The organism is Streptomyces sp. NPDC048392, assembly GCF_043200575.1.
Classification (GTDB): domain Bacteria; phylum Actinomycetota; class Actinomycetes; order Streptomycetales; family Streptomycetaceae; genus Streptomyces.
In genome coordinates this window covers 99937-118809 of the sequence record NZ_JBICYB010000002.1, presented here as the reverse complement: position 1 = coordinate 118809, position 18873 = coordinate 99937, and the positions used below count along the sequence as shown (strand labels likewise).

General features: G+C 69.1%; 25 protein-coding genes. 11 read left to right on the top strand and 14 right to left on the bottom strand.

Annotated features, from left to right (window positions below; translation table 11 throughout):
• Positions 1-6 precede the first annotated feature (6 nt).
• From ACGFYH_RS04370 to ACGFYH_RS04315, 12 genes are all read right to left on the bottom strand, one after another.
• Positions 7-168, bottom strand: coding sequence for a hypothetical protein (locus ACGFYH_RS04370; RefSeq protein ID WP_393801629.1), 162 nt, complete (start codon positions 166-168; stop codon positions 7-9).
• Complete coding sequence (locus ACGFYH_RS04365; RefSeq protein WP_393801628.1) at positions 165-1061, bottom strand: putative T7SS-secreted protein; 897 nt, start codon at positions 1059-1061, stop codon at positions 165-167. The genes ACGFYH_RS04370 and ACGFYH_RS04365 overlap by 4 nt, the downstream gene beginning before the upstream one ends.
• Positions 1062-1118: 57 nt before the next feature.
• Positions 1119-1445 (bottom strand): hypothetical protein, encoded by a 327-nt coding sequence (locus tag ACGFYH_RS04360; protein ID WP_393801627.1) that lies wholly within the window; start codon positions 1443-1445, stop codon positions 1119-1121.
• 76 nt (positions 1446-1521) lie between these two features.
• On the bottom strand, positions 1522-1983 hold the full coding sequence (locus tag ACGFYH_RS04355; RefSeq protein WP_393801626.1) for a TadE/TadG family type IV pilus assembly protein: 462 nt from the start codon (positions 1981-1983) through the stop codon (positions 1522-1524).
• Complete coding sequence (locus ACGFYH_RS04350) at positions 1980-2414, bottom strand: TadE/TadG family type IV pilus assembly protein (protein ID WP_393801625.1); 435 nt, start codon at positions 2412-2414, stop codon at positions 1980-1982. The genes ACGFYH_RS04355 and ACGFYH_RS04350 overlap by 4 nt, the downstream gene beginning before the upstream one ends.
• The gene (locus ACGFYH_RS04345) at positions 2415-2795 is read right to left on the bottom strand and encodes a TadE family protein (RefSeq protein WP_393801943.1); all 381 of its coding nucleotides are present in this window, start codon (positions 2793-2795) and stop codon (positions 2415-2417) included.
• A gap of 151 nt (positions 2796-2946) precedes the next feature.
• Positions 2947-3207 (bottom strand): hypothetical protein, encoded by a 261-nt coding sequence (locus tag ACGFYH_RS04340; RefSeq protein WP_393801624.1) that lies wholly within the window; start codon positions 3205-3207, stop codon positions 2947-2949.
• 103 nt (positions 3208-3310) lie between these two features.
• Positions 3311-4231, bottom strand: a complete 921-nt coding sequence (locus tag ACGFYH_RS04335; RefSeq protein ID WP_393801623.1) for a type II secretion system F family protein — start codon at positions 4229-4231, stop codon at positions 3311-3313.
• Positions 4228-5229: a type II secretion system F family protein gene (locus ACGFYH_RS04330; RefSeq protein ID WP_393801942.1), complete on the bottom strand. Its 1002-nt coding sequence runs from the start codon at positions 5227-5229 to the stop codon at positions 4228-4230. The genes ACGFYH_RS04335 and ACGFYH_RS04330 overlap by 4 nt, the downstream gene beginning before the upstream one ends.
• 52 nt (positions 5230-5281) lie before the next feature.
• Entirely contained in the window at positions 5282-6589 is a 1308-nt protein-coding gene (locus ACGFYH_RS04325; RefSeq protein ID WP_393801622.1) for a CpaF family protein, read from the bottom strand.
• Entirely contained in the window at positions 6586-7449 is an 864-nt protein-coding gene (locus tag ACGFYH_RS04320) for a hypothetical protein (protein ID WP_393801621.1), read from the bottom strand. Before ACGFYH_RS04320 ends, ACGFYH_RS04325 begins: the two co-directional genes overlap by 4 nt.
• 18 nt (positions 7450-7467) lie before the next feature.
• Positions 7468-8187 carry a hypothetical protein gene (locus ACGFYH_RS04315; protein WP_393801620.1) on the bottom strand — a complete coding sequence of 240 codons (720 nt, stop codon included), beginning with the start codon at positions 8185-8187 and terminating at the stop codon, positions 7468-7470.
• A gap of 534 nt (positions 8188-8721) precedes the next feature.
• Between ACGFYH_RS04315 and ACGFYH_RS04310 the strand changes: the two genes are divergently transcribed.
• Genes ACGFYH_RS04310 through ACGFYH_RS04300 form a run of 3 tightly spaced genes read left to right on the top strand, consistent with a single transcriptional unit; the run spans position 8722 to position 10800 of the window.
• Entirely contained in the window at positions 8722-9393 is a 672-nt protein-coding gene (locus ACGFYH_RS04310) for a hypothetical protein (RefSeq protein ID WP_393801619.1), read from the top strand.
• Positions 9390-10472, top strand: coding sequence for a hypothetical protein (locus ACGFYH_RS04305; protein ID WP_393801618.1), 1083 nt, complete (start codon positions 9390-9392; stop codon positions 10470-10472). The genes ACGFYH_RS04310 and ACGFYH_RS04305 overlap by 4 nt, the downstream gene beginning before the upstream one ends.
• A gap of 22 nt (positions 10473-10494) precedes the next feature.
• Positions 10495-10800, top strand: a complete 306-nt coding sequence (locus tag ACGFYH_RS04300) for a hypothetical protein (protein WP_393801617.1) — start codon at positions 10495-10497, stop codon at positions 10798-10800.
• 4 nt (positions 10801-10804) lie between these two features.
• On the opposite strand, the gene ACGFYH_RS04295 is transcribed toward ACGFYH_RS04300, so the two are convergent.
• Complete coding sequence (locus tag ACGFYH_RS04295) at positions 10805-11401, bottom strand: hypothetical protein (RefSeq protein ID WP_393801616.1); 597 nt, start codon at positions 11399-11401, stop codon at positions 10805-10807.
• Between the two features lie 105 nt (positions 11402-11506).
• On the opposite strand from ACGFYH_RS04295, the gene ACGFYH_RS04290 reads away from it, so the two are divergent.
• The 8 genes from ACGFYH_RS04290 (at position 11507) to ACGFYH_RS04255 (ending at position 18339) form a co-directional block, all read left to right on the top strand.
• Complete coding sequence (locus ACGFYH_RS04290; protein WP_393801615.1) at positions 11507-12856, top strand: putative T7SS-secreted protein; 1350 nt, start codon at positions 11507-11509, stop codon at positions 12854-12856.
• The gene (locus ACGFYH_RS04285) at positions 12853-13590 is read left to right on the top strand and encodes a hypothetical protein (RefSeq protein WP_393801614.1); all 738 of its coding nucleotides are present in this window, start codon (positions 12853-12855) and stop codon (positions 13588-13590) included. The genes ACGFYH_RS04290 and ACGFYH_RS04285 overlap by 4 nt, the downstream gene beginning before the upstream one ends.
• A gap of 64 nt (positions 13591-13654) precedes the next feature.
• Complete coding sequence (locus ACGFYH_RS04280) at positions 13655-14254, top strand: hypothetical protein (protein WP_393801613.1); 600 nt, start codon at positions 13655-13657, stop codon at positions 14252-14254.
• A gap of 321 nt (positions 14255-14575) precedes the next feature.
• Entirely contained in the window at positions 14576-14887 is a 312-nt protein-coding gene (locus tag ACGFYH_RS04275; RefSeq protein WP_393801612.1) for a hypothetical protein, read from the top strand.
• The gene (locus tag ACGFYH_RS04270) at positions 14884-16155 is read left to right on the top strand and encodes a putative T7SS-secreted protein (protein WP_393801611.1); all 1272 of its coding nucleotides are present in this window, start codon (positions 14884-14886) and stop codon (positions 16153-16155) included. The genes ACGFYH_RS04275 and ACGFYH_RS04270 overlap by 4 nt, the downstream gene beginning before the upstream one ends.
• 68 nt (positions 16156-16223) lie before the next feature.
• Complete coding sequence (locus ACGFYH_RS04265) at positions 16224-16928, top strand: hypothetical protein (RefSeq protein ID WP_393801610.1); 705 nt, start codon at positions 16224-16226, stop codon at positions 16926-16928.
• A complete protein-coding gene (locus ACGFYH_RS04260) occupies positions 16925-17692 on the top strand; it encodes a hypothetical protein (protein WP_393801609.1) in 768 nt (255 codons plus the stop codon). The genes ACGFYH_RS04265 and ACGFYH_RS04260 overlap by 4 nt, the downstream gene beginning before the upstream one ends.
• Positions 17692-18339, top strand: coding sequence for a hypothetical protein (locus tag ACGFYH_RS04255; protein WP_393801608.1), 648 nt, complete (start codon positions 17692-17694; stop codon positions 18337-18339). Before ACGFYH_RS04260 ends, ACGFYH_RS04255 begins: the two co-directional genes overlap by 1 nt.
• A 173-nt stretch (positions 18340-18512) precedes the next feature.
• Here ACGFYH_RS04255 and ACGFYH_RS04250 read toward each other — a convergent pair whose 3' ends face one another.
• Positions 18513-18815, bottom strand: coding sequence for a WXG100 family type VII secretion target (locus tag ACGFYH_RS04250; protein WP_393801607.1), 303 nt, complete (start codon positions 18813-18815; stop codon positions 18513-18515).
• Positions 18816-18873 lie beyond the last annotated feature (58 nt).

The following is an 18873-nucleotide window of genomic DNA, read 5'->3' as shown; positions in this document are numbered from 1 at the left end:
TCGACGCTATCGCGGTAGACGGAGGAGGGGGCTGAACCCCTCCCTCAGGTTGCTCCAGGTGGGCAGCTTTCCCTTGGGCATCCCGGCCATCGCCCGCGCCGCGTTCTTGCCCCGGACGGCGCCCTGCGCGCCCCGGTTGGCGAGGTTCCACGCCTTGTTGGTCTTCATGCCGGACGCGACGGCGTTCTTGTAGAGAGTGCTCCTGGCCAGCGCCTTGGTGCCGGCGGCCACTCCCTTGGCGCCCGCCATCGCCGCCCGCCCGAGACCGAAGGTTGCCACTCCGACGGCGTCCAGGAACACCGACTTCCAGCTGCCCTCGCCTCCGAGTGCCAATACCAGGTCTGTGGCGAGCGCGACGACACTCGCCACCAGAGCGACCGCGTTGGCGACGGCGGCGATGGCCTGCCCGATGACGGGGATCCAGCCCAGGGCCAGCGCCGCGACGCCCGCCCACAGGGCGACACGTCCCGCCCAGTACGAGATTTGGGTGAGCCGCCCGCGTTCTCGTGGACCCAGTCTTTGAACTTGTCCTTCCAGCCGTCCTTGAGACCGTCGTTCTCAATGACGTCGTGGATGGCGTCGGCCGCCCGGCGCGCAGCGGCGTCGCGGACTTCCTTCGCGGTCTGGAGCGCGTCCTTGGCCGATGACAGAGCCGACGACGCGTTTTCCTTCTGTTCCTTGTACTTCTTGGTGTCCGGGTCGTCCTTCGGGGTGTCGTCGGGCTGCCCGTCCAACGATCGCTGGGCGGCGCCTCGCTCGTCGTCCGCGGCCTCCGCGTCGCGCAGCGCCTTGTCGGCCATCTGCTGCGCCCGGTGCAGCTCTGAGGCGAACTCCGTGCTGCATACGCCGTCCACAACCCGTGTCCCGAGCGCCTCGGCCGCTTCGTCGTACCGCTTGAACGCCTTGCGGAGTTTGTCACCGGCGCCTTCGGCGGCCGACCGGAACTCGGTGGCAGTCTTGCCCTTCCAGTTCTCGACAGAGGCCAGCTCCTTGATCTCGCGGGCCTCCTTCTCGATGGCCTCGGCGGTCTTGCGCAACTGCCGGCCGAGCTTCGGGATCACCGGGCACCGGGTCCGAGCTCTCGTCGAGCACTGCCCAACGATGGTTCGCGGGACGCGTCATCTCCCGCTCCCCTTCTTCCCGGACTTCCCCTTCTCGTCCGCGCGTCTGAGTGCTTCGGCGAGTTCGTGATCGATCTTGTCGTACGAGTCCGCTGCAGCCTTGGTGATCCCGTGCAGCTTCTCCAACTCGTCCGTCAGCTGCCTGCGGTGAATCTTCCAGTTGCTGCCGAACGTGTCGAAGGCGTCGAGGATCTTCTGTGACCCGATCTCACCGACTCCGTATCCGTCGGCGGGGTTGGCCCGCTCGGCGAAGGTGCCCCGGATGCGCTTCAGTGCCCGGGCGCTCTCCCGTATCCGGTCTGTGTCCGCTTCCTGGTCACCCATGGCCGCGTCCTCCTCCTCACCCTTACTGCTCTGCTCTCGCCGGCTCCCGCTCTCGCCCGCTTCGCCGACGACGGGCTCACCCCACCTCGTTCTCCGCCACCGCCTGCCCGTGGACGGCCACGTCGCCGCCGTAGAACATGCCCGTGAAGACGGGGGCGTACGTGAGCTGGACCTCGACCCGCACCCGGGCGGCGTCGGCCGTGACGCAGTGGGTCGCGGCGATGTCCGCGCCGGTCATGTCCATCTCGGCGGCGAAGGCCTTGACCCGGGCGTCGCAGTTCTCGTAGTTGATGGGGGCGGGGCCGCCCACGTCGTCGTAGAGGGCTTCGCGGTCGATGTCCTGGGCGGCGTAGCGGGCGGCCTGTTCGGCGATGTCCGCGGCGCGTTCCCGCTTGGAGATGGACATGCCGCCGTCGATGACGAACGCCGCGAGGGAGAGGAAGACCAGGGCGAAGATGATGACCGCGCCGGCGCCCGAGCCGCGGTCGTCCAGCCGGGTACGCCGGTCCGCGAGCCACTCGCGTACGGGAGATCTCACGCCGTCCTCCGGTACGGGTCCAGCGGGGAACTGAAGGTCGCCGTCAGGGTGGTGGGGATGTTCAGGCCGATCGAGGCCAGGCCGCGTACCTCGCAGCTCACCTCGACTGTGAAGAGGGTGTCCGGTTCGAAGCCCGCGCTCTTCTGGACGACCGAGACGGGGCCGGAGCAGACGTCCGTGAGGTCTGCCTCGGCGGCCCTCTTCGCTTCCGCGATCGCCGTACCGTGGTCCTTCTGGATCGAGCCCGCGCGGGCCGCGTCCCTGGCCGCGCCGTCGAGTGCGCCGCGGCCGTCGACCAGCTGGCCGAAGGCCACGAGCACGAGGATGAAGAGGATCATCACGGGGGCCAGGATGACGACCTCGATGGTGGACAGGCCGCGGTCGTCGCCCTCCCCCCGCGACCGGACTTCCCTGGAGCGGGAGACGTCCATCTAGTTCTCCCCCTCCCGCACGAACCGCTCCACCGGGCCCATCGACTGCGCGTGCACCGTCAGGTCCAGGCCCGGGAAGACGGTGGGGATGCGGGCCGTGATCTCCACGCCGACCGTGTTCTGTTCCGGCTGGAGGGTCTTCACGTCGGGTGACAGGACCAGCTGCGGGCCGAGTTGGCGGATGTAGCTGTCGACCACGTCCCGGGCCTCGCCCCGCCACGCGCCGGGCTGGGCGTCGGCCGTCGCGCGGGCCTTGCGCGCGCCCGCCTGGGCCGCGGCCTGCGCCACGTGGTCGGCGAAGAAGTACAGCCCGAACTGCACCGTCGCGAAGATCATGAAGAACAGGACCGGCGTGAGCAGCACGAACTCGATCGCGGTCATGCCCGAGTCGTCGCCCCGGGTGGCCGCGGCCTCCCGCGCGGAGGCCACTTTGCGGCGCACCCGTCCGAGGACGCCGCGCACACCGGCCGGCACCCTCGTCGTCCCCGTCAGTCCCGTCACGTCGTCCCCGTCAGCGCCGTACGTCGGCCGGTCAGCAGGTCTTGCCCGCGTCCGCACCCTTGATGCAGTCGCCGACCTTGTTGGCGCCCTCGCTGAGCGCGGCGTTGATGATGGCGGCCACCACGCCGACGATCGCGACGACGACCGCGGAGATGATCACCCACTCCACGGCGGAGGCGCCGCGGTCCAGTTCGCCGGAGCGGGCGCGCTCCACGCGGGCCCGCAGGAAGGTGATCAGGAAGTCCACGGGCACGATGCCCGTGGTACCGGTGCGGAAGTTCCGTCCGTTCATGGCAAGTTCTGTCCTCTCGTGTCAGTTCTGGGAGCGAAGCGGCTCGGAGCCCGCGACAAGACGTCGCTCTCCCGGAGCCGAGAAGGCCGCGTCATACGTCGCGTCACACCTGAAACACCCGCATCGCCGCCGGATAGATCAGGAACACCAGGAACCCGGCGCACAGCAGGAGCTGGGCCACGAGCATCGACTGGGACTTCTCACCCGCGCTGCCCTCGATCTCGGACAGTTCGCGGTGGCGCATGGTCTCCGCGCGGGAGGCGAGGGACTCACGGACCTTGGCCCCGTCGTCCGCCACCAGGGCGAGCGAGGCGGAGAGGTCCTTGAGTTCCTCGACGCCCAGGTCCTCACCCAGCTGGCCCAGCGCCTGCCACTGGCTGATGCCCGTGATGCGCGCGTCGGCCAGGGCGCTGCGGATGCGGTGGGTCGCCCAGCCGTCCGACACCTCCGCCGCCGCCATCAGCGCCTCCGGCAGACCGCGGCCCCCGGCCAGGCTCATGGACACCAGGTCCAGGTAGGCGCCGATCACGCGCCGCAGGTCACGGCGTTTGTCGGCGGCGTCCCGGCGTACCTCCAGGTCGGGGAGGAAGAAGAAGACCGCCGCGCAGAGCAGGGCCAGCCAGACCGGGATGACCGGACTGCTGCCGAAGCCCAGCTGCCAGACGATGGCGAACAGGAACGGCCCGAAGAACAGCCCGCCCGCGGCCAGCAGCGCCTTCGTCGCCAGGAACTTCTCCCAGCTGCGGTCGAGCACCGCCAGGTCCGCGCGCAGCGAGCGCTGCTCCCAGCCCTGTTGCAGGTACAGCTCGGCGACACGGGCACCGATTTGGGCCCGCAGCGAGCCGAGGCGGCTGGTGTCCTTCGCGGCGCGGGCCGACTCGTACGCCGCCCCGCGCGCCCGCATCGCGTCGATCCGGGCGACCTGCTGGACCGGGCTGCGTCTGCTCGGCATCAGGGCGCGGACCAGAGCGTAGACGCCCAGGCCCATGACGGCACCGACCAGGACCGGCATGGTCAGGTTCATCGTCGCACCCCCTCGTCCCCAGACGCCGGCGACGGCTGGGACGGTTGCGGCAGGCGCTGTACGGGCTGTCCCGGCCGGCCGGAGGGGCCCGGCCGGCCCGGCGTGCGGGGGCGCACGAACTGGACGTCGGAGCCGTCCCGGACCAGGAAGCGTTCCGGCGTCTCGATGGTCGACAGCTTGCGCAGCCACCAGAAGCCCAGCGCGAACAGGCCGCACACGCAGGCCAGGACGAGCTGGCCGACGGGCGAACCGTAGGGCTCGACGAAGTCCCGGTTGAAGATGGACAGGCCGAGGACGAACAACACCGACACCGCCACGACGATCTGGACCGAGCGGCGGGTCGAGGCGCGCTGCGCCATCACGCGCTGGCGCATGTCGACCTCCTCGCGCGCCGACTTGGCGAGCGCGCCGAGGACCTGGCGCAGACCGGGGCCGCGCAGCCGAGCGTTGAGGATCAGCGCCGCGACGATGATGTCGGCGGACGCGTCGTCGATCTCGTCGGCGAGATGCTGGAGCGCGTCGGGCAGCGGGGTGCGCGAGCGCAGCCGGTCGACCAGGGAGTCCAGGTGCGGGCGCAGGACCGGGGCGGCGGCGCGGGCCGAGGCCGGGATGGCCTGCTCCAGGCCGACCGCGCCCGCGATGGTGTCCCGCAGCGACTCGGTCCAGGAGGCGAGGGCCTCGACCCGTTTCATGGCGGCGCGCTCCTCGGAGGCGCCGCCGAAGAGGCGGTCCCAGAAGAAGACGAGGACACCGGCCGCGATGCCCAGCACCGCCCAGCGGGTGAGGAGCAGGACGACGATGCCGACGAGGGCCGCCGCGGAGCCGCGCCGGCCCGCCCAGCGGATCAGCTCGTTGACGCGCTCGCTGGCCTGCCGCTTCTCGTGCTCGGGCTTGGCGGGCAGCCCGCGTACGGCGACGAGGAGCAGGGCGAGGCCGCCGCCGACGGCGACGCCGCAGCCGAGCGCGTACACGACCGTGGTGGAGAACAGGCCGCCCATGGACCCGATCGAGTCCAGTGCCGCGAGTGTGGTGGTCATCTCCATGCCCGTCTCACCCCCATGTTCCGTTGGGCCGGTAGCCGTAGGCGATGAGTTCCTCCAGGCAGGCGATGGGGGCGTGCGGTACGACCTGGCCGTCGGGCGTCTCGGCGAACACCTCGCTGGACAGCACGCGGCCGTCGACGCCGTTGACCTCGCGGACCGAGGTGACCACGCGCTGGAGACGGCCGCCGCTCTGGAACTCGTTGCGCCGCTGTACGAAGACGACGAAGTTGACGGCGCCGGCCACCAGCATCTGGCTGGCCTCGATCGGCAGTCGCTCCGTGGCCTGGAGGGCGTACGTCGAGATGCGGTTGAAGACCTCGTGCGAGCTGTTGGCGTGGATCGTGGAGAGCGAGCCGTCGTTGCCCTGCGACATCGCGTTGAGCATCGTCACGATCTCGTCGCCGAGCACCTCACCGACGATGACGCGGGAGGGGTTCATACGCAGGGAACGGCGGACCAGTTCCGCCATGCTGATGGAGCCCTGGCCCTCGGAGTTGGGCAGCCGCTCCTCGAACGCCACGACGTTGGGGTGGAGTTCGGGGAATGTGTCGAGCCCCAGCTCGAGCGCCCGCTCGACCGTGATCAGCCGCTCGTGCGGCGGGATCTCGTTGGCGAGGGCGCGCAGCAGCGTGGTCTTTCCTGCGTTGGTGGCCCCCGCGATCATGATGTTCTTGCGGGCCCGGACCGCGCAGGCCAGGAAGTGGCCCAGCTCGGGGGTGAGGGTGCCGTTGCCCACCAGGTCGGAGATGAAGACCTTGCCCATGCGGGCGCGACGGATGGACAGCGCCGGGCGCCGGGCGACGTCCATGACCGCCGACAGACGCGAACCGTCCGGCAGCCTGAGGTCCAGCTGCGGGTTGGCGGAGTCGAAGGGGCGGGACGACAGACCCGAGTAGGCGCCGAGGATCTGGATCAGCTCGATGAGTTCCTCGTCGGTCTCGGCGACCGGCTCGCCGCGCGCCTCGCGCCCGTCGGAGTAGCCGACGAAGACGTGGTCGCAGCCGTTGATGTCGATGTTCTCGACCTCGGGGTCGTCGAGGAGCGGCTGGAGCCGCCCGACGCCGAACAGCGCGGCGTGCACGGCGGCGGCGTACTGCTCCTCCGTCTCCGCGTCCAGCGGCGTACGCCCGGCGTTGATCTCGGCGCGGGCGTACTCCTCCAGTATCTGCGCGATGACGGCGCGCGCGTAGTGCCGTTCGTCCTCGGTGGACATCGGCGTGACGCCGCTGACCTGGTCCTGGCGGCGCTGCTCGGCGATGCGGTCGCCGGCGTCCTGCCGGAACCGCTTGACCAACGAGTGGTCGACAGCGGTCATCGGCCGGCCCCCGCGTGGCCGGACATGCCGGTAGCGGCGGGTCCGGGGCCGGTGGGCATCGACCAGGCGGCGCCGAACTGCTGGTACAGGTCCGAGCTGACCTTGCGGGCGGAGCGGATGAGCAGCGACTTCTCCAGCCGTCCGCGCCTGCGCCCGGCCAGCTGGTCGGCGCCGGCCGGGTCGTCGGCGATCGTGCCGACCACGCGGGCGCCGGTCTGGGCGTGCACCAGCATGTCGTTGACCTGGCCGGAGAGTCTGGCGGCGTTGTTCGTGTCGGCCACGAGGACGACGCCGATCAGCGGCGTGCCGAGGCTACCGGCACCGCGCGGTCCGCCGTGCAGCTTGTTGGACAGGGCGGCGGCGCGGTCCCGGACGCGGGCGATGGCCTCGGGCTCGGTGCGGGAGAGGAGGAGGACGAGGGCCGCGTGCGGGAACAGCTCCGCCGCCGGGGAGTCCCCGCTGACGCGGCCGCAGTCGGCGATGACGTCGGCGGGCGCGTTCGGGGAGTCGGCGAGGGCGGCGAAGGCCCGGCCGAGGGTGGGCCACAGGCCCGTGAGCCCGGCGGCCTGCTCGGAGACGCCGAGTCCGACGAGGACTTCCAGGCCACCGCTGAGCGGCTGTACGTGGTCCCAGAGCTGGTCGGGTACGAGGCCGCGGCGGGCGGTGGCGGCGATCGACAGCATGCCGGTGTTCGGGTTCAGCGGACCGCCGTGCGCGGCGGCGGAGCGGTACACCAGGTCGCCGCCCGCCGGGTCGGTCTCGGCGAGCAGGACACGGCGCGGCCAGACCGCCGCGAGCGCGACGGCCGCGGTGGTGACGCCGGGGGACCCCTTGTCGGCGGCGAGGGCGATGAGGGCCATGGCTTCTTCGGTCGCCTTCTAGTTGCCGGGGATGCGTACGAGGGCGACCTCACCGGCGGACGCCGCCGAGGCGACGACAGCCGCGTCCTCCTCGTCGACGAGGAGGGTGACGGTCTTGTTGCCGGTGCTGACGGTGGCGTCGCTGTCCCTCTTGACGTTTTCCACGATGGCCTTCGTGATGAGGGCATCGGTCGAGGCACTCGACGAGGAGTCCTTGTCGGAGGAGTCGGCACCGCTGGAGCCGCCGGAGCCGACTCGGTAGGCGGCGACCGTGTCCCCACCCTTGATGTCCGCGTAGAACTGGCCCTCCTTGAGGGCGAGACCGACGGATGCCTTGCCGGCGGGGGCCTTGGGCTCCTTGGCGAACATCTGGCCCACGGCGAGAGAGCCGTGGGGAATCATGGTCACGGTCTTGTACGTCCGAATCGTGTCGAACTGAGACCACTCGACGTAGTCGATACCCGTGCCGGCCGCGACGGTCACGCGTGCCGAGTTGTTCTTCGTGATGGAACCGCCCGCCGGAATGTCCTGCGTCACCTTGACGACGTCGATCCGGTCCCCGACCCGCAGCACGAGCATCGTCGCGCCGAGCGCGCCCAGCAGGATCAGCAGCACCGCCAGCGCGGCAAGCGCCGGTTTGCGCTCGCGAGGAGGGCTGGGAAGCCGGTCGCCGACCGACGGCTGAGCCGGAGCCGCGGCACGCCCTGCGCCCGCCCCCGTACGCTCCTGGATCTTCACGCAACCGCTCCCCGTTACACCCAAGAAAAATGTCTGCCACGCGCCGACTCGGACGCAGAGCGCCCAAGTAAGCGGATTCGTCCGCGAATTCGGACACTTCACCCGTGCTCGCCCGACCGGTGGCGACCAGGGACAAGCCCTGACGCACCCACCCGACCTGGGCGAATAACCAGCAGTAAGGCGAGTGTCAAGCCATCGCACCGTATCAGCCGCACATAGGCCCCTCAAGGCGTATCGCCCCCTGCCCCCACACCTCGCCCAGCGGTACTCAACTGCAACTTCACGTCAGTGCAGCCCCCTTGAGCACCGTCTCGCAAACGGCCGGTTCAACTGTGCGCCTGCGAATCAACGAGGACGAGAACCGGGCACCTTCCGCGTGCCCTTCGTCACGGTGCGGCCATGAGGCCCGCACGATTCACTCACGAGGGAGCGGGGGCGTAGGAGGGCCGGTCGGCGGGCGGGATGGCGGAACCCGCGACCCCGCCGATACCGTCTGTAGCCTCGACCGCACTTCTGTCTCACGGGGAGTCCACTGTGAAGCGCCGCTCTTTGCCCGTTGCTGCCGCGCTCGTCGCCTCAACCGCCCTGCTGCTGACGGCCTGCGGGGGCGGGGACGAGAAGTCCAGCGACAACGACAAGATCGCGGGGGCCGACCAGGGGACGGCGACGCCGAAGGGGTCGGCGACGCCCTCGGGGGCACCAACGGAAGACGAGCCGGACGGCGTGGACCTGTCCCTCCCCGAGGACATGAACCTGGTCTTCGACTGGGACAGGCCGAAGGACAAGAACGAGGCGGCGGCGATGGACGACGCCGCGAACTACCTCCGGGCCATCTACCGGGGCGTAGACAACCGCACACCCAAGGACGCCGCCTTGGCCGCCTACGCGACCGGTGACGGACTCCACTACGCCGAAACACAGATCAACGAATGGATCAAGGGCGGCTGGACCGGCACGGGCACACGTCGGCACTACGACGCCACCACACGATCCGCCCCGAACGGCAATTCCGTGGAGATCGCATTCTGTGCGGACACCGGCAAGTTCTACGGGAAAGAGGTCAAGACGGGGAAGGTACTGAAGTCCGAGCCCAGCCTCAAGGACTTCGACTATTACAAGATCATCATGATCAAGTACCCCACGGGTGAGCGCCTGTGGCAGGCATCCAAGGTCTTCGTCGAGACGGAGGCCAAGAGGTGCCAGTGAGCGGGCCGCGGCGTCGTTCTTTCAGCAGCGCCGCCGCCCTGGCCCTCGCGACCAGCGTGATCATCCTCGATACACCGAACGCCGCTGCGGAACCGGTGGATACCGGCAAGGGCGGCAGCACGGAGCAGACAGGCGGCGCCGACACATCCGGCATCCACGCCGCCGCACGCATCGAGTACTCCGGATCCGTGGCCCCGAACGGCAGCACTGGAAACGTGACGTCCGCCAACGTCGACTGGTCCCCGCCACCCTGCTGGTACGCCCCCTACCTCGGTGCGAAGGACTTCAAGAAGAAGATGTCCGCCGACATCGAGGGGGCCGCGAGCGCACCCGGTATGACGGGGACTCCCGCCGCGGCGATCGGCCAGACGAAGTCCCACTACGAGGACGAGTTCGGCTGGGAGGACACTCCCGGCTACAAGGACTACAACGTCGCCAAGGACGGCGAGGGTATGTTCTGGGCCGGCGTCGAGAATCCCAACGAGCCCGACTTCCTCAAGCGGAACTCCTGTACCGACCTCCCTTTCTGGGTCGACAACGGCGAGGCCCCGCCACCTCAGTACGAGGAGGCCATCACTCCGGAGATACTCGCCGCCTTGGCCTACCAGCACATGGAACTGCCCGGCACCGAGGTCACCCTCGCCCCCGCGCAGACCACGAAGGTGAACCTGCCGACCTGGGCCTGGCTCGACGAGGCCGACTTCCACGAGGTCCAGGCCACGGCGGCCGTCGCCGTCCCCGGCTTCGCCCTCACGGCCACGACAACCGCCAAGCCGGTGTCACTCAAGCTGGAGCCGGGCACGAAGGACGCCGAGACCTACCCGGCATCCGGCGAGTGCACGATCAACGCCGACGGTTCCATCGGGGAGCCCTACGCCAGGGGCAAGGCCGACCGGACCCCGCCCTGCGGCATCAGGTACCTCCGTTCCTCCGGAGACGGCGCCTTCGACCTCCAGGCCACCATCACCTGGGAGATCGCCTGGACGGGCACGGGCGGCGCGGGCGGCGACCTGCCCGACGGCACCTTCGAGGACGCACGGGCCGTCACCGTCCAGGAAATCCAGTCGATCAACCGCTGACCACCTTACGGAGCATGTGCACATGTCGTTCCTGAAGTTTTTCTCCGACGATGTCAAGGGGATGGCGAAAACCCTCGAGAACAGCGGGGGTCGCATGAAGGAGGCGTCGCAGGAAATGAAGCGGGCCGACTCCAGCCAGGTCGGCCACTCCGAACTTCAGTCGGCTTGCGATGACTTCGCCGACTCCTGGGACTACGGATTCGGACAGTTGTCCAAGCTGACGAAGGGTGTCTCCAAGTTCGCCAACAAGGCGTCCGACGAATTCCTCAAGATGGATCAGGCACTCTACGACGAGCTGAGGAAGTCCGCGGCGAAGGCCAAGAAATGACTGCTCATGCCTCGACCCGTGGCGGCCACTCCACGCCCGCGGCGGACAGACGAGTGAGGTGCTTACGCCTCCGCTGTAGCGTCACGCCGAGGCCGATAAGGTAGAAGGCGAAGAAGGCGACCCAGATTCCGGCCGCGATGAGAACGTTCTTCACCGTGTACCCGGGAAAGATGAGGAAGATCGCCATGACGATCGGCAGAATGAGGATGTTACTCAGGACACGCGGGTTGTACCGGCCACTCGCGTCAACGACCATCTGCGAGTAGAGAATTTCCACCTGGGGCCGGACTTCCGGGACCGGAGTGAGACCGAGACCCGGCCGCATACCCGGCAGCAGTTTCCTGACCGGGGCCTCCCGATGGGCCGCCTGGAGAGCGGCGGCCCGCTCACGAGCGTCACGCATGCGGACAAACAGAAAAAAGGGATTGTTCAGGGCCGCGTTACCCGGAGCGTGCCCGACGTAGCGGTATCCGAATCTCTCGGCGACAAACGCGAAGGCCGCGAATTTCTTCAGGCCGGGAAAGTGCGGTCTGACCGCGAACTCGCGCGCCTCTTCCGTGACAGCCTTCATCAGCTCGTTCAGAAGATGCCGTTCGTCCATGACCGCCTCCTCCTTCGGCTCGTACGGGGGCGACCTCATCGTGACATGCGCGCGCCGCTGGTAACTTACCGGCTCAGTCGACACAAGACCACGGGGAGAAGTCCGATGAGTTCCGAAAAATACCCGAATCTGGGTTTCGACCCAGCTCCGGGCGATCTTGAGGCTGTCCGGGATCTGGTGAAAGCGGTGGGCCGTGTCACCAGCGGCAGCGACACGGCTCAGACGGAGCTGGGCAAGATGGGAACCGCGGACGGCATTTGGGCGGGCAAGGCCGCCACGGCGTTCCAGGACACCTACGCGCCCGTCCCCCCGTACCTGAAGAAGGCACTGGGATCGATGGACACCGCTCACCGGGCCCTCGGCAGTTGGGTAACACAACTGGACGTGTTCCAGTCGAGGGCACGAAAGCTGGAGGAAGAGGCGGCGGAAGCGGTCCGGAAGGTCAACTCCGCCCAGAGCGCGGTGGAATCCATGCCCTCCTCCACCGCGGGTCTGTCGGACGAGGACGAGAAGAAGCACGAGAAGGAATCCAAGGAGAAGAAGGAATCCCTGGAGACCGCCACCGGCGAACTGTCCGCGATCCGCAGCCGGGCGCACTCGCTGCGGAGCGAGCACGGGCAGGCAGCGGCGGACGTCACGCGTCTGGTCAAAGGTGCCGCCGACGACGCACCTCCCGAGCCGGGGTGGTTCGAGGAAGCGCTGGACGCGGTGGGCGACCTGCTCGCGGACGCCTGGGACACCATCACGGACCCGAACTTCTGGAAGCTGATCGGCGACATACTGGCGGACATAGCCATGGTGGTCGGCGTTCTCGCGATCTTCTTCTCCGGCCTCGGTGTGGCCGCCTTCATCATCGCCGGGCTCGCGCTCGCCTTCCACCTGGCCGCCAAGGCCGGTGGGGCCGACGTGACGTGGGAGACCATCGCGTGGGACGCCGTCGGTGTGTTCGCCGGTGGTCTCAGCCTGGCCGGCTCCCGGCTCGCCCAGTCCGGTCGCGCCCTGGTCACCGCCGGCCGGGAACTGCGGTTGTCCTCAGGCTTCATGAAGGCACTCGGCAACGTCCGGTTCGGCAACATCCTCAACGGCCTGCGCGGACTGCCCAGCGGTGTCGCCAACTCCGCACGGGGACTGAGTATGGCGGGCAAGGGCTGGTCGTTCGTCGCCGCCGGTACCGCCGTCGACAAGGCGGCGACGTGGACCGGTGCGGCGCTGGCGGTCGGCTCCAACATGCACAACGGCACGTGGGACCAGGGCCGGTGGACGGACGGCGAGTCCAAGACCGGCGACATTCCCGTCGTCGGACCGTTCATGGACTACTTCGGCCCCAGCGACGACGGCGAGGTCGTGGCACCCGGGCCGGCGTCCCCCACCTTCGACGCTCAGACCGCCCTCAGCTCGTCGGGCGGCACCTTCACCAAGCACCTCGCTCCCTCGCAGATGGGTGTGGCCGCATGAGCGCGGTGTCCCACGGCCCGACCGGTGACATCGAGCGCAGCACGACCGCTCCCTTTCACTACGCCTTCCACCACGACGTCCCGGACGAGTTCGTCCGGCTTCCGGAACCGACGGCGTCCGACGGCTGGCGGCAGGCCATGGCAGAACTGTTGCCGGGAGCGGACGCGGAGGCACAGGACGCCGCCAGTGAGGGCCTTCGCCGCCAGCTGCCACTGCTGAGCGCCAGGGAGAACGTGCTCCTCACCGCCATGTGCGTCGGCACGGAGGAGGTGGACGGCGGTGAGCGCCTGTCCATGGGCCTGCTCGCCGTCACCGTCCGGCCGAGCGAGCACAGCCCCGCCCAACGCCTCTTCACCGCCGAGGGCATATACCAGGCGACCGTCAAAAAGTTCTTCTCCAACGTCGCCGAGGACCGTCTGGAAGAGATCAGTTTCCCGCTGGGGGAAGGCCTGCAAGGCCCGCAGGACATGGTGCTCGCCACACGGCTTCCGTGCGGTCCTGGCGTGATGTCGACGTCCCTGCGCACGCTCCGGCTGCCCGCCATCGAGGCGGGGATCGCCGTACCGCCTCTTCCGATGGCAGCCCTGCAGTTGATCGTCCCCGCGCCTCACAGCTACTGCGTGTACGTCACCATCTCCAGTCCGTCCGTCTTCCTGCTGGATTCCTACAGCGCGCGCCTGGCCCACATCGGCCGCACGCTCAGGTTCGGCGAGCCGTCCGGGGACTCCGAATGAGCACACAGCCATCCCGGTACCACTCTCCCGACACCGCGCGAGGCTCGCACCCGGGACGGTCGAGGTGTTGAAAGCGCAGCTCAAAGCGTTGTTGAGGGACAGCTCGCAGAGCCTGGAACGGCATGATGCCCGCAATCTCCAACGGTCGTGGCGCAGATTCGCGGCCTTCGCCTATGTCGCCGAGCAGTACGGCTACCGGTACGCCGGACTCTCCTCCGTGTCCCCCAAAGGGAGCCCCAACCCGTACTTCGTCTTCCGCCGTCTGCCCGACGCGGGGGAACGAGCGGCATGGGTCGCCCAGCATCATCCCACCGTGCTGCAAGGGGGTCGGCTCCCCGGTATGCGTCCCGGCCGAAACCGTCTTCGCCCTCTGGACGAGACACAACTCGAGGTCGATCTGCTGCACGCGCGCATCGCCGTCGACTACAGCCGCACCCACAGGCGACGAGGGTTGACCGCCCTCCTGATCATGCCGGTGGCCATGCTCGTCCCTTTGTCCCAGGCAGGCTTCAGTCCACAGGCACTCCTCGTGTGCGCGGCTGTCTGGCTGGCCTTCGCCGCACTCTGGACGACCGGCCTCTACTTCGCACGGCGACGGTGCGCGAAATACCACCGCGTGCTGCGGGACGCGGGCGTCGCCTGGCCGCCGGATCGTCCATTCTGAACGATCCGGACGTTCGAGGACGGCAGACCGGTCCTGATCCACGACGTCCACGCGGGTATAGGGCCCGGCTACAACGTCCATGCGTGCCCGTAGTGCGCCCCCAGGCCGCTCACGGACGGCAGACCGCCGCCGTCTGCGCAAGCACCGGACATTCGGCCACCTCAGCCCGCCGGGGCCGTGCAGCGGTGTCAACGCCCCCTGCACACAGCGGTCACGTGCCCGGCATAACGGGGACCTTCACCCGCTCGAATGCTTCATGTACCGGCTGTATAGCGTTGGTCACACGAGCGAAGCAGTAGTGACAGCAGTGACGGGGGATTCATGGGTGACCTGTACATCGACTTCGAGATGCTGGAGAAGACGCAGAAGGACATCCGTGACATTCACGAGGTGATGGCGGCGCCGTGCCGTGAGATGGAAGAGGTCGACGGCGCCGCGATGGGAGTCTTCGAGCTCGCGAAACGGATGGACGACTTCGGCGAAGAGTGGTCGTACGGCATCAAGCAGATGTCGAAGTTCTCGAAGTCCGCGGCGAAGGCGCTGGGGCAGATCAAGAAGACCTTCGAGGAGACGGACGAGGAGTTCGCGCGGGAGCTGGAAAAGGCCCGGTCCGGGAAGGGCGGGAAGCGGTGACGGACTACTCGCAGCCCGGCTGGCTGCGTCCGGACCCCGCCGCCGACGCCCGCTTCCCCGCGATCGGATTCTGTCCATGCCCCGGCGACCAGGCGGACGCCGCACACGTTGCGGAGATCGTGGTCAGGACGGGAAAGACGCTGCGCGACATCGCCCAGGTCCTCAACGGCACCGGCTGCGGGGGCTGGAAGGGCAAGGCCGCCGAAGCGTTCCGTGAGCAGTTCCACGACGACTTCCGGCCCAAGGTCAACGACGCACGCGACTCGTTCACCGATGCCGGGCGGGCCCTGGACGACTGGGCGCGGTACATGCGGGAGCGTCAGGCGTACGCGGAGAAGCTGGAGAGTGAGGCGCAGGACGCCAAGAACAAGGCAGCCGGGCTCCAGCGCGAGCTGGGCCGCATGCCGCCCGAGCCCGGCTTCGCCGAGCGGCTGCGCGACCGGACGCACGAGGAGAAGGCGAAGCGGGAGCGGCAGGAGGAGAAGCGCAGCGGCAAGGAGAAGTCGCTGCACGCGGCCAACGCCGACCTGGAGGAGATACGCGGCCGGGCCGAACGGCTGCGGGAACGTTACATCGAGGAAGGCGGAGCGATCGCCGACCGGCTCAAGCACGCGATGGACATCGCGCCCAACGAGCCGGGTATCTGGGACAAGATCGGCGAGGCCATTGCGGACTTCGCGAAGATGGCCGCCGAACTGGGTGAGGCGATCCTGGACGAACTCAAGGACTTCCTCGAGGAGTACGCCTGGGTCTTCGAGATCATCGGCAACATCGCCGGTTTCGCCAGCACCGTGCTCGGGTTGCTGGCGCTCGTCCCCGGACTGCAGTTCCTGGCCGCACCGGCACTCATCCTCGGCGCCGTCGCCCTCGGATCCCACTACCTGCAGAAAGTCGGGGAGTCGGGAAGCTTCGTCGACGCGCTGACGGACCCTACGGTGATAGCCGACGCCGCCGCGCTGGCCTTCGGCTTCGGTGCGTACAAGGTCGGCAGCCAACTGGGCAAAATGGCCAGAGCCTCGCCCTACGGCTTCTTCCGCGGGGTCCTCACACAGCCCGGCCACGTCCTGGAGGGGGCCGAGTTCGGATTGAAGGTCGCCCAGTTCGGCGCCAACTGGGGAGCCAACACCGCCGCTCTCGGGCCCGGCGGAGGCGCTCAGCTGATGTGGGACCTCGGGAAATACGTCGTCCCGGGTGACCAGACGAAGGGGTCGGACGAAGACGTATGGCCCGACGCCCTCGCACCTGCGCCGTACAGGGACAAGAAGTGACCTCGCATATGGCCGACCGGTGGTCTGGACGCAGGCGCCCGTCGACGGCACGTTTAGAAGGGCCTGACATGACTGCCTCCCCGCCCCTCGACATATCCGCGCTGCGGCACCCGCTCGGTTCCGTCCTGCTGTACGCGCCGACCGACTGGTTCGACCTGCTCGCCGACGGCGACGACGAGGAGGCCGCGGGGGCACGCTGTGCCGACGTGATCAACCGGAGCTACCCGCACAAGGCCGCCGGGCCGCGTCGCGCGTACACCGACGCGCTGATGGCTTGGCGGCGCGTCCTCCTTTCCCAAGGTGTGATCACCCACGGCGTCGTCGCGGTGCCGGAAGGCGAGTACGGCAGGGCCGTGTGGCAGATCAGCGCGGGTGTCGTCGAGGTGACCACGGTCAACCAGGACGTCGACCTCGGCGAGGTGCTCGCGCGGCACTTCGGACAGGAACTGCGGGGGCGGCAGGTGTACACCGAGTCCTTCTCCACCGAGATGGGCATCGGCATGGGGATCATCTCCCAGCCCGAACTGTTCTCCGCCGACAGGACGGAACTCTTCCCGGAGCCCGCGACGGCCGGGGCGACCCGCCCCCTGGCGAAACTGGGACTCGCCGTCTGCCTGGCCTGCCCTCCCGGGGGCGGACGCGGGCTCATGGTCGTGGGCACCTGCCTGGACGCCGAGCAGGTGCTGTCCATGGCGAGCATCGTGGCCCTCATCGCCGGAAAGTCGACCTTTCTCGAAGAACCGGAGCCAGTCGAGGACGGTGCGTCGTCGTGAACCCCGGGACTTTGCAGAACCTCCCCCCGGACCCGCGGACACTGATCTGGCACGACCGCGCCGCGCTCCTGACCGCACGGTCCGCGGCGACGGACGTTCTGTCCCGGCGCAGTATGGCGCTGCGGAACATGCTGTGGGCCTGGCTGGCCACGATGGTGATCGCGGGCGGCTGGCTCTTCGCGTGGCTGGGGCTCGGCCGGTATTTCGACCTGGACGATCCCGAAGGCGCGGACCTGCTCGTGACCGCCGTGCTCGTGGTCGTCCCGCTCCTGGCAGCGGGAGTGGCCACCGCGGGGTTCGGGCGCGTGGTGCGGCGGGGCCGCGTCGCGCATCGGTTGCTGGAGGGGTGGACGGCGCTCGACCGCCTGCCCCCGGCCCGCGCGCTGCCTCCCGGTGACGTCCCGCAGCCCCTCGCCTCGACGTGGGACCTGATGCGCGCGGGGCGGCCCTGGAAGAACACGGTTCCGCTGGACGGGCGCCGGTATCTGGTGTTCCTGTCCGGCAAGTCGCTCACGTGGATGACGGCGTCCGTCGCGCCGCTCCTGGCCGGAACCGTCCTGGTCCTCGTCGCCCTGCTGGGGGACCTCGGTCAGAAGGACGGCGGTGCGTACACCCAGGTGGCTGTGGCGGGCGCGGGCGCCACGATCGCCGCCGTCGGCCTCTGGGGCATGGGCAAGGGGCTGCGGCACTACACGTGGGCCCTGCGAGAAGCCCGGGCGAGAATCGCGGAGGAGAAGACCTGGCCCGTCGTCACCACCCGGTGATGGCGGGTCCCGCATGGCTCGACCACCTCGAACGGCGTCACTCAGCCCCGCGCTTCTACGCGGGCGTGGGCGTCCTGGCCACCCTAGACGGCGCCATGCTCTCCGGGCTCGTCGGCCGCTGGCTCGTCCTTCCCGGCCTGGCGGTGGCGATCGCACTGCTGTGGCTCGTCGTGGTCCACACCGGTCAGCGAATGGTCCTGGCGCTGATGTTCCTCGTCTCCGCCGCGGCCCTCTTCGTCCTCGGACTGTTCCTGATCCAGGACCGGGTCCTGCAACAGCGGGGCGCGTGGACCGACGCCGTCGTGACGTCCAGGGAGCAGACCAGAGTCAACTCGACCTGTGAACTGCGCGAAGGCGACGGCGCCGTCCTCACGGGTCCGGCCGGTGGCTGCCGTGGCGCGCGGCCCGGAGACCGGGTTCGGCTCTTCCACGATCCCGAAGGGGAAGTACCGCCCAGCCGGAGCGCGCCGCGTGTCGCCAGGTGGGTCTGGGCGGCGGCCGGCGTGAACGTCGCCTTCACCGCGTGTGTGCTCCGCGCTGCCGTCCTCGGCGTACGCAGGATCCGGTACGCCGGCGCGCAACGGCCCGGCGCACCGGGTGGTCGGCCCGTTCCGCCGCCACCGCAGGACCCTCCCGCCCGTCGGTGACCAGTCGGGACGGCTCCCGGCTGCGCCTCCGCACGGAGGCGCCTCGCAACCGCCTCCACACCTATCTGCTCCGCCAGCCCCTGCCCGACGACTGACTTTCCCCTCCGGCGCCGTTCCGTCCCGACGGGCGCCCGGCGCGCGGGCCTGCGCCGGTGCGCCGGGCGTCCGTGGCGCTACTTGCTCCGTGCCTGCTTCGCCAGTTCCTCGTCGATCTGCTCGAACTTGTCGGCGGCCGTGGTGAGGTAGTCGCCCATGCCGTCGAGGCCGTCGAGGGTGTCCTTGGCGCCGCGGGTGAACTCGTCGAAGTTGTCGTCGAAGGCCTTGGAGGAGGACTTCGTGACGTAGCCCGACTCGACCAGGTTCGCGATGTACTTGCGGAGGCCGTCGAGCTTCTCGTGAAGCTTTTCCTTCTCCTTCACGACATGCTTGGCCGCGTCCCGCATGTCCTGATAGGTGATGTCAAGGTCTTTGGCCATGAAGCCGCTTCCTCTCACAACGCCGCAGGGCCAACCCCCGTGGCTCCTTGTTTGCGGA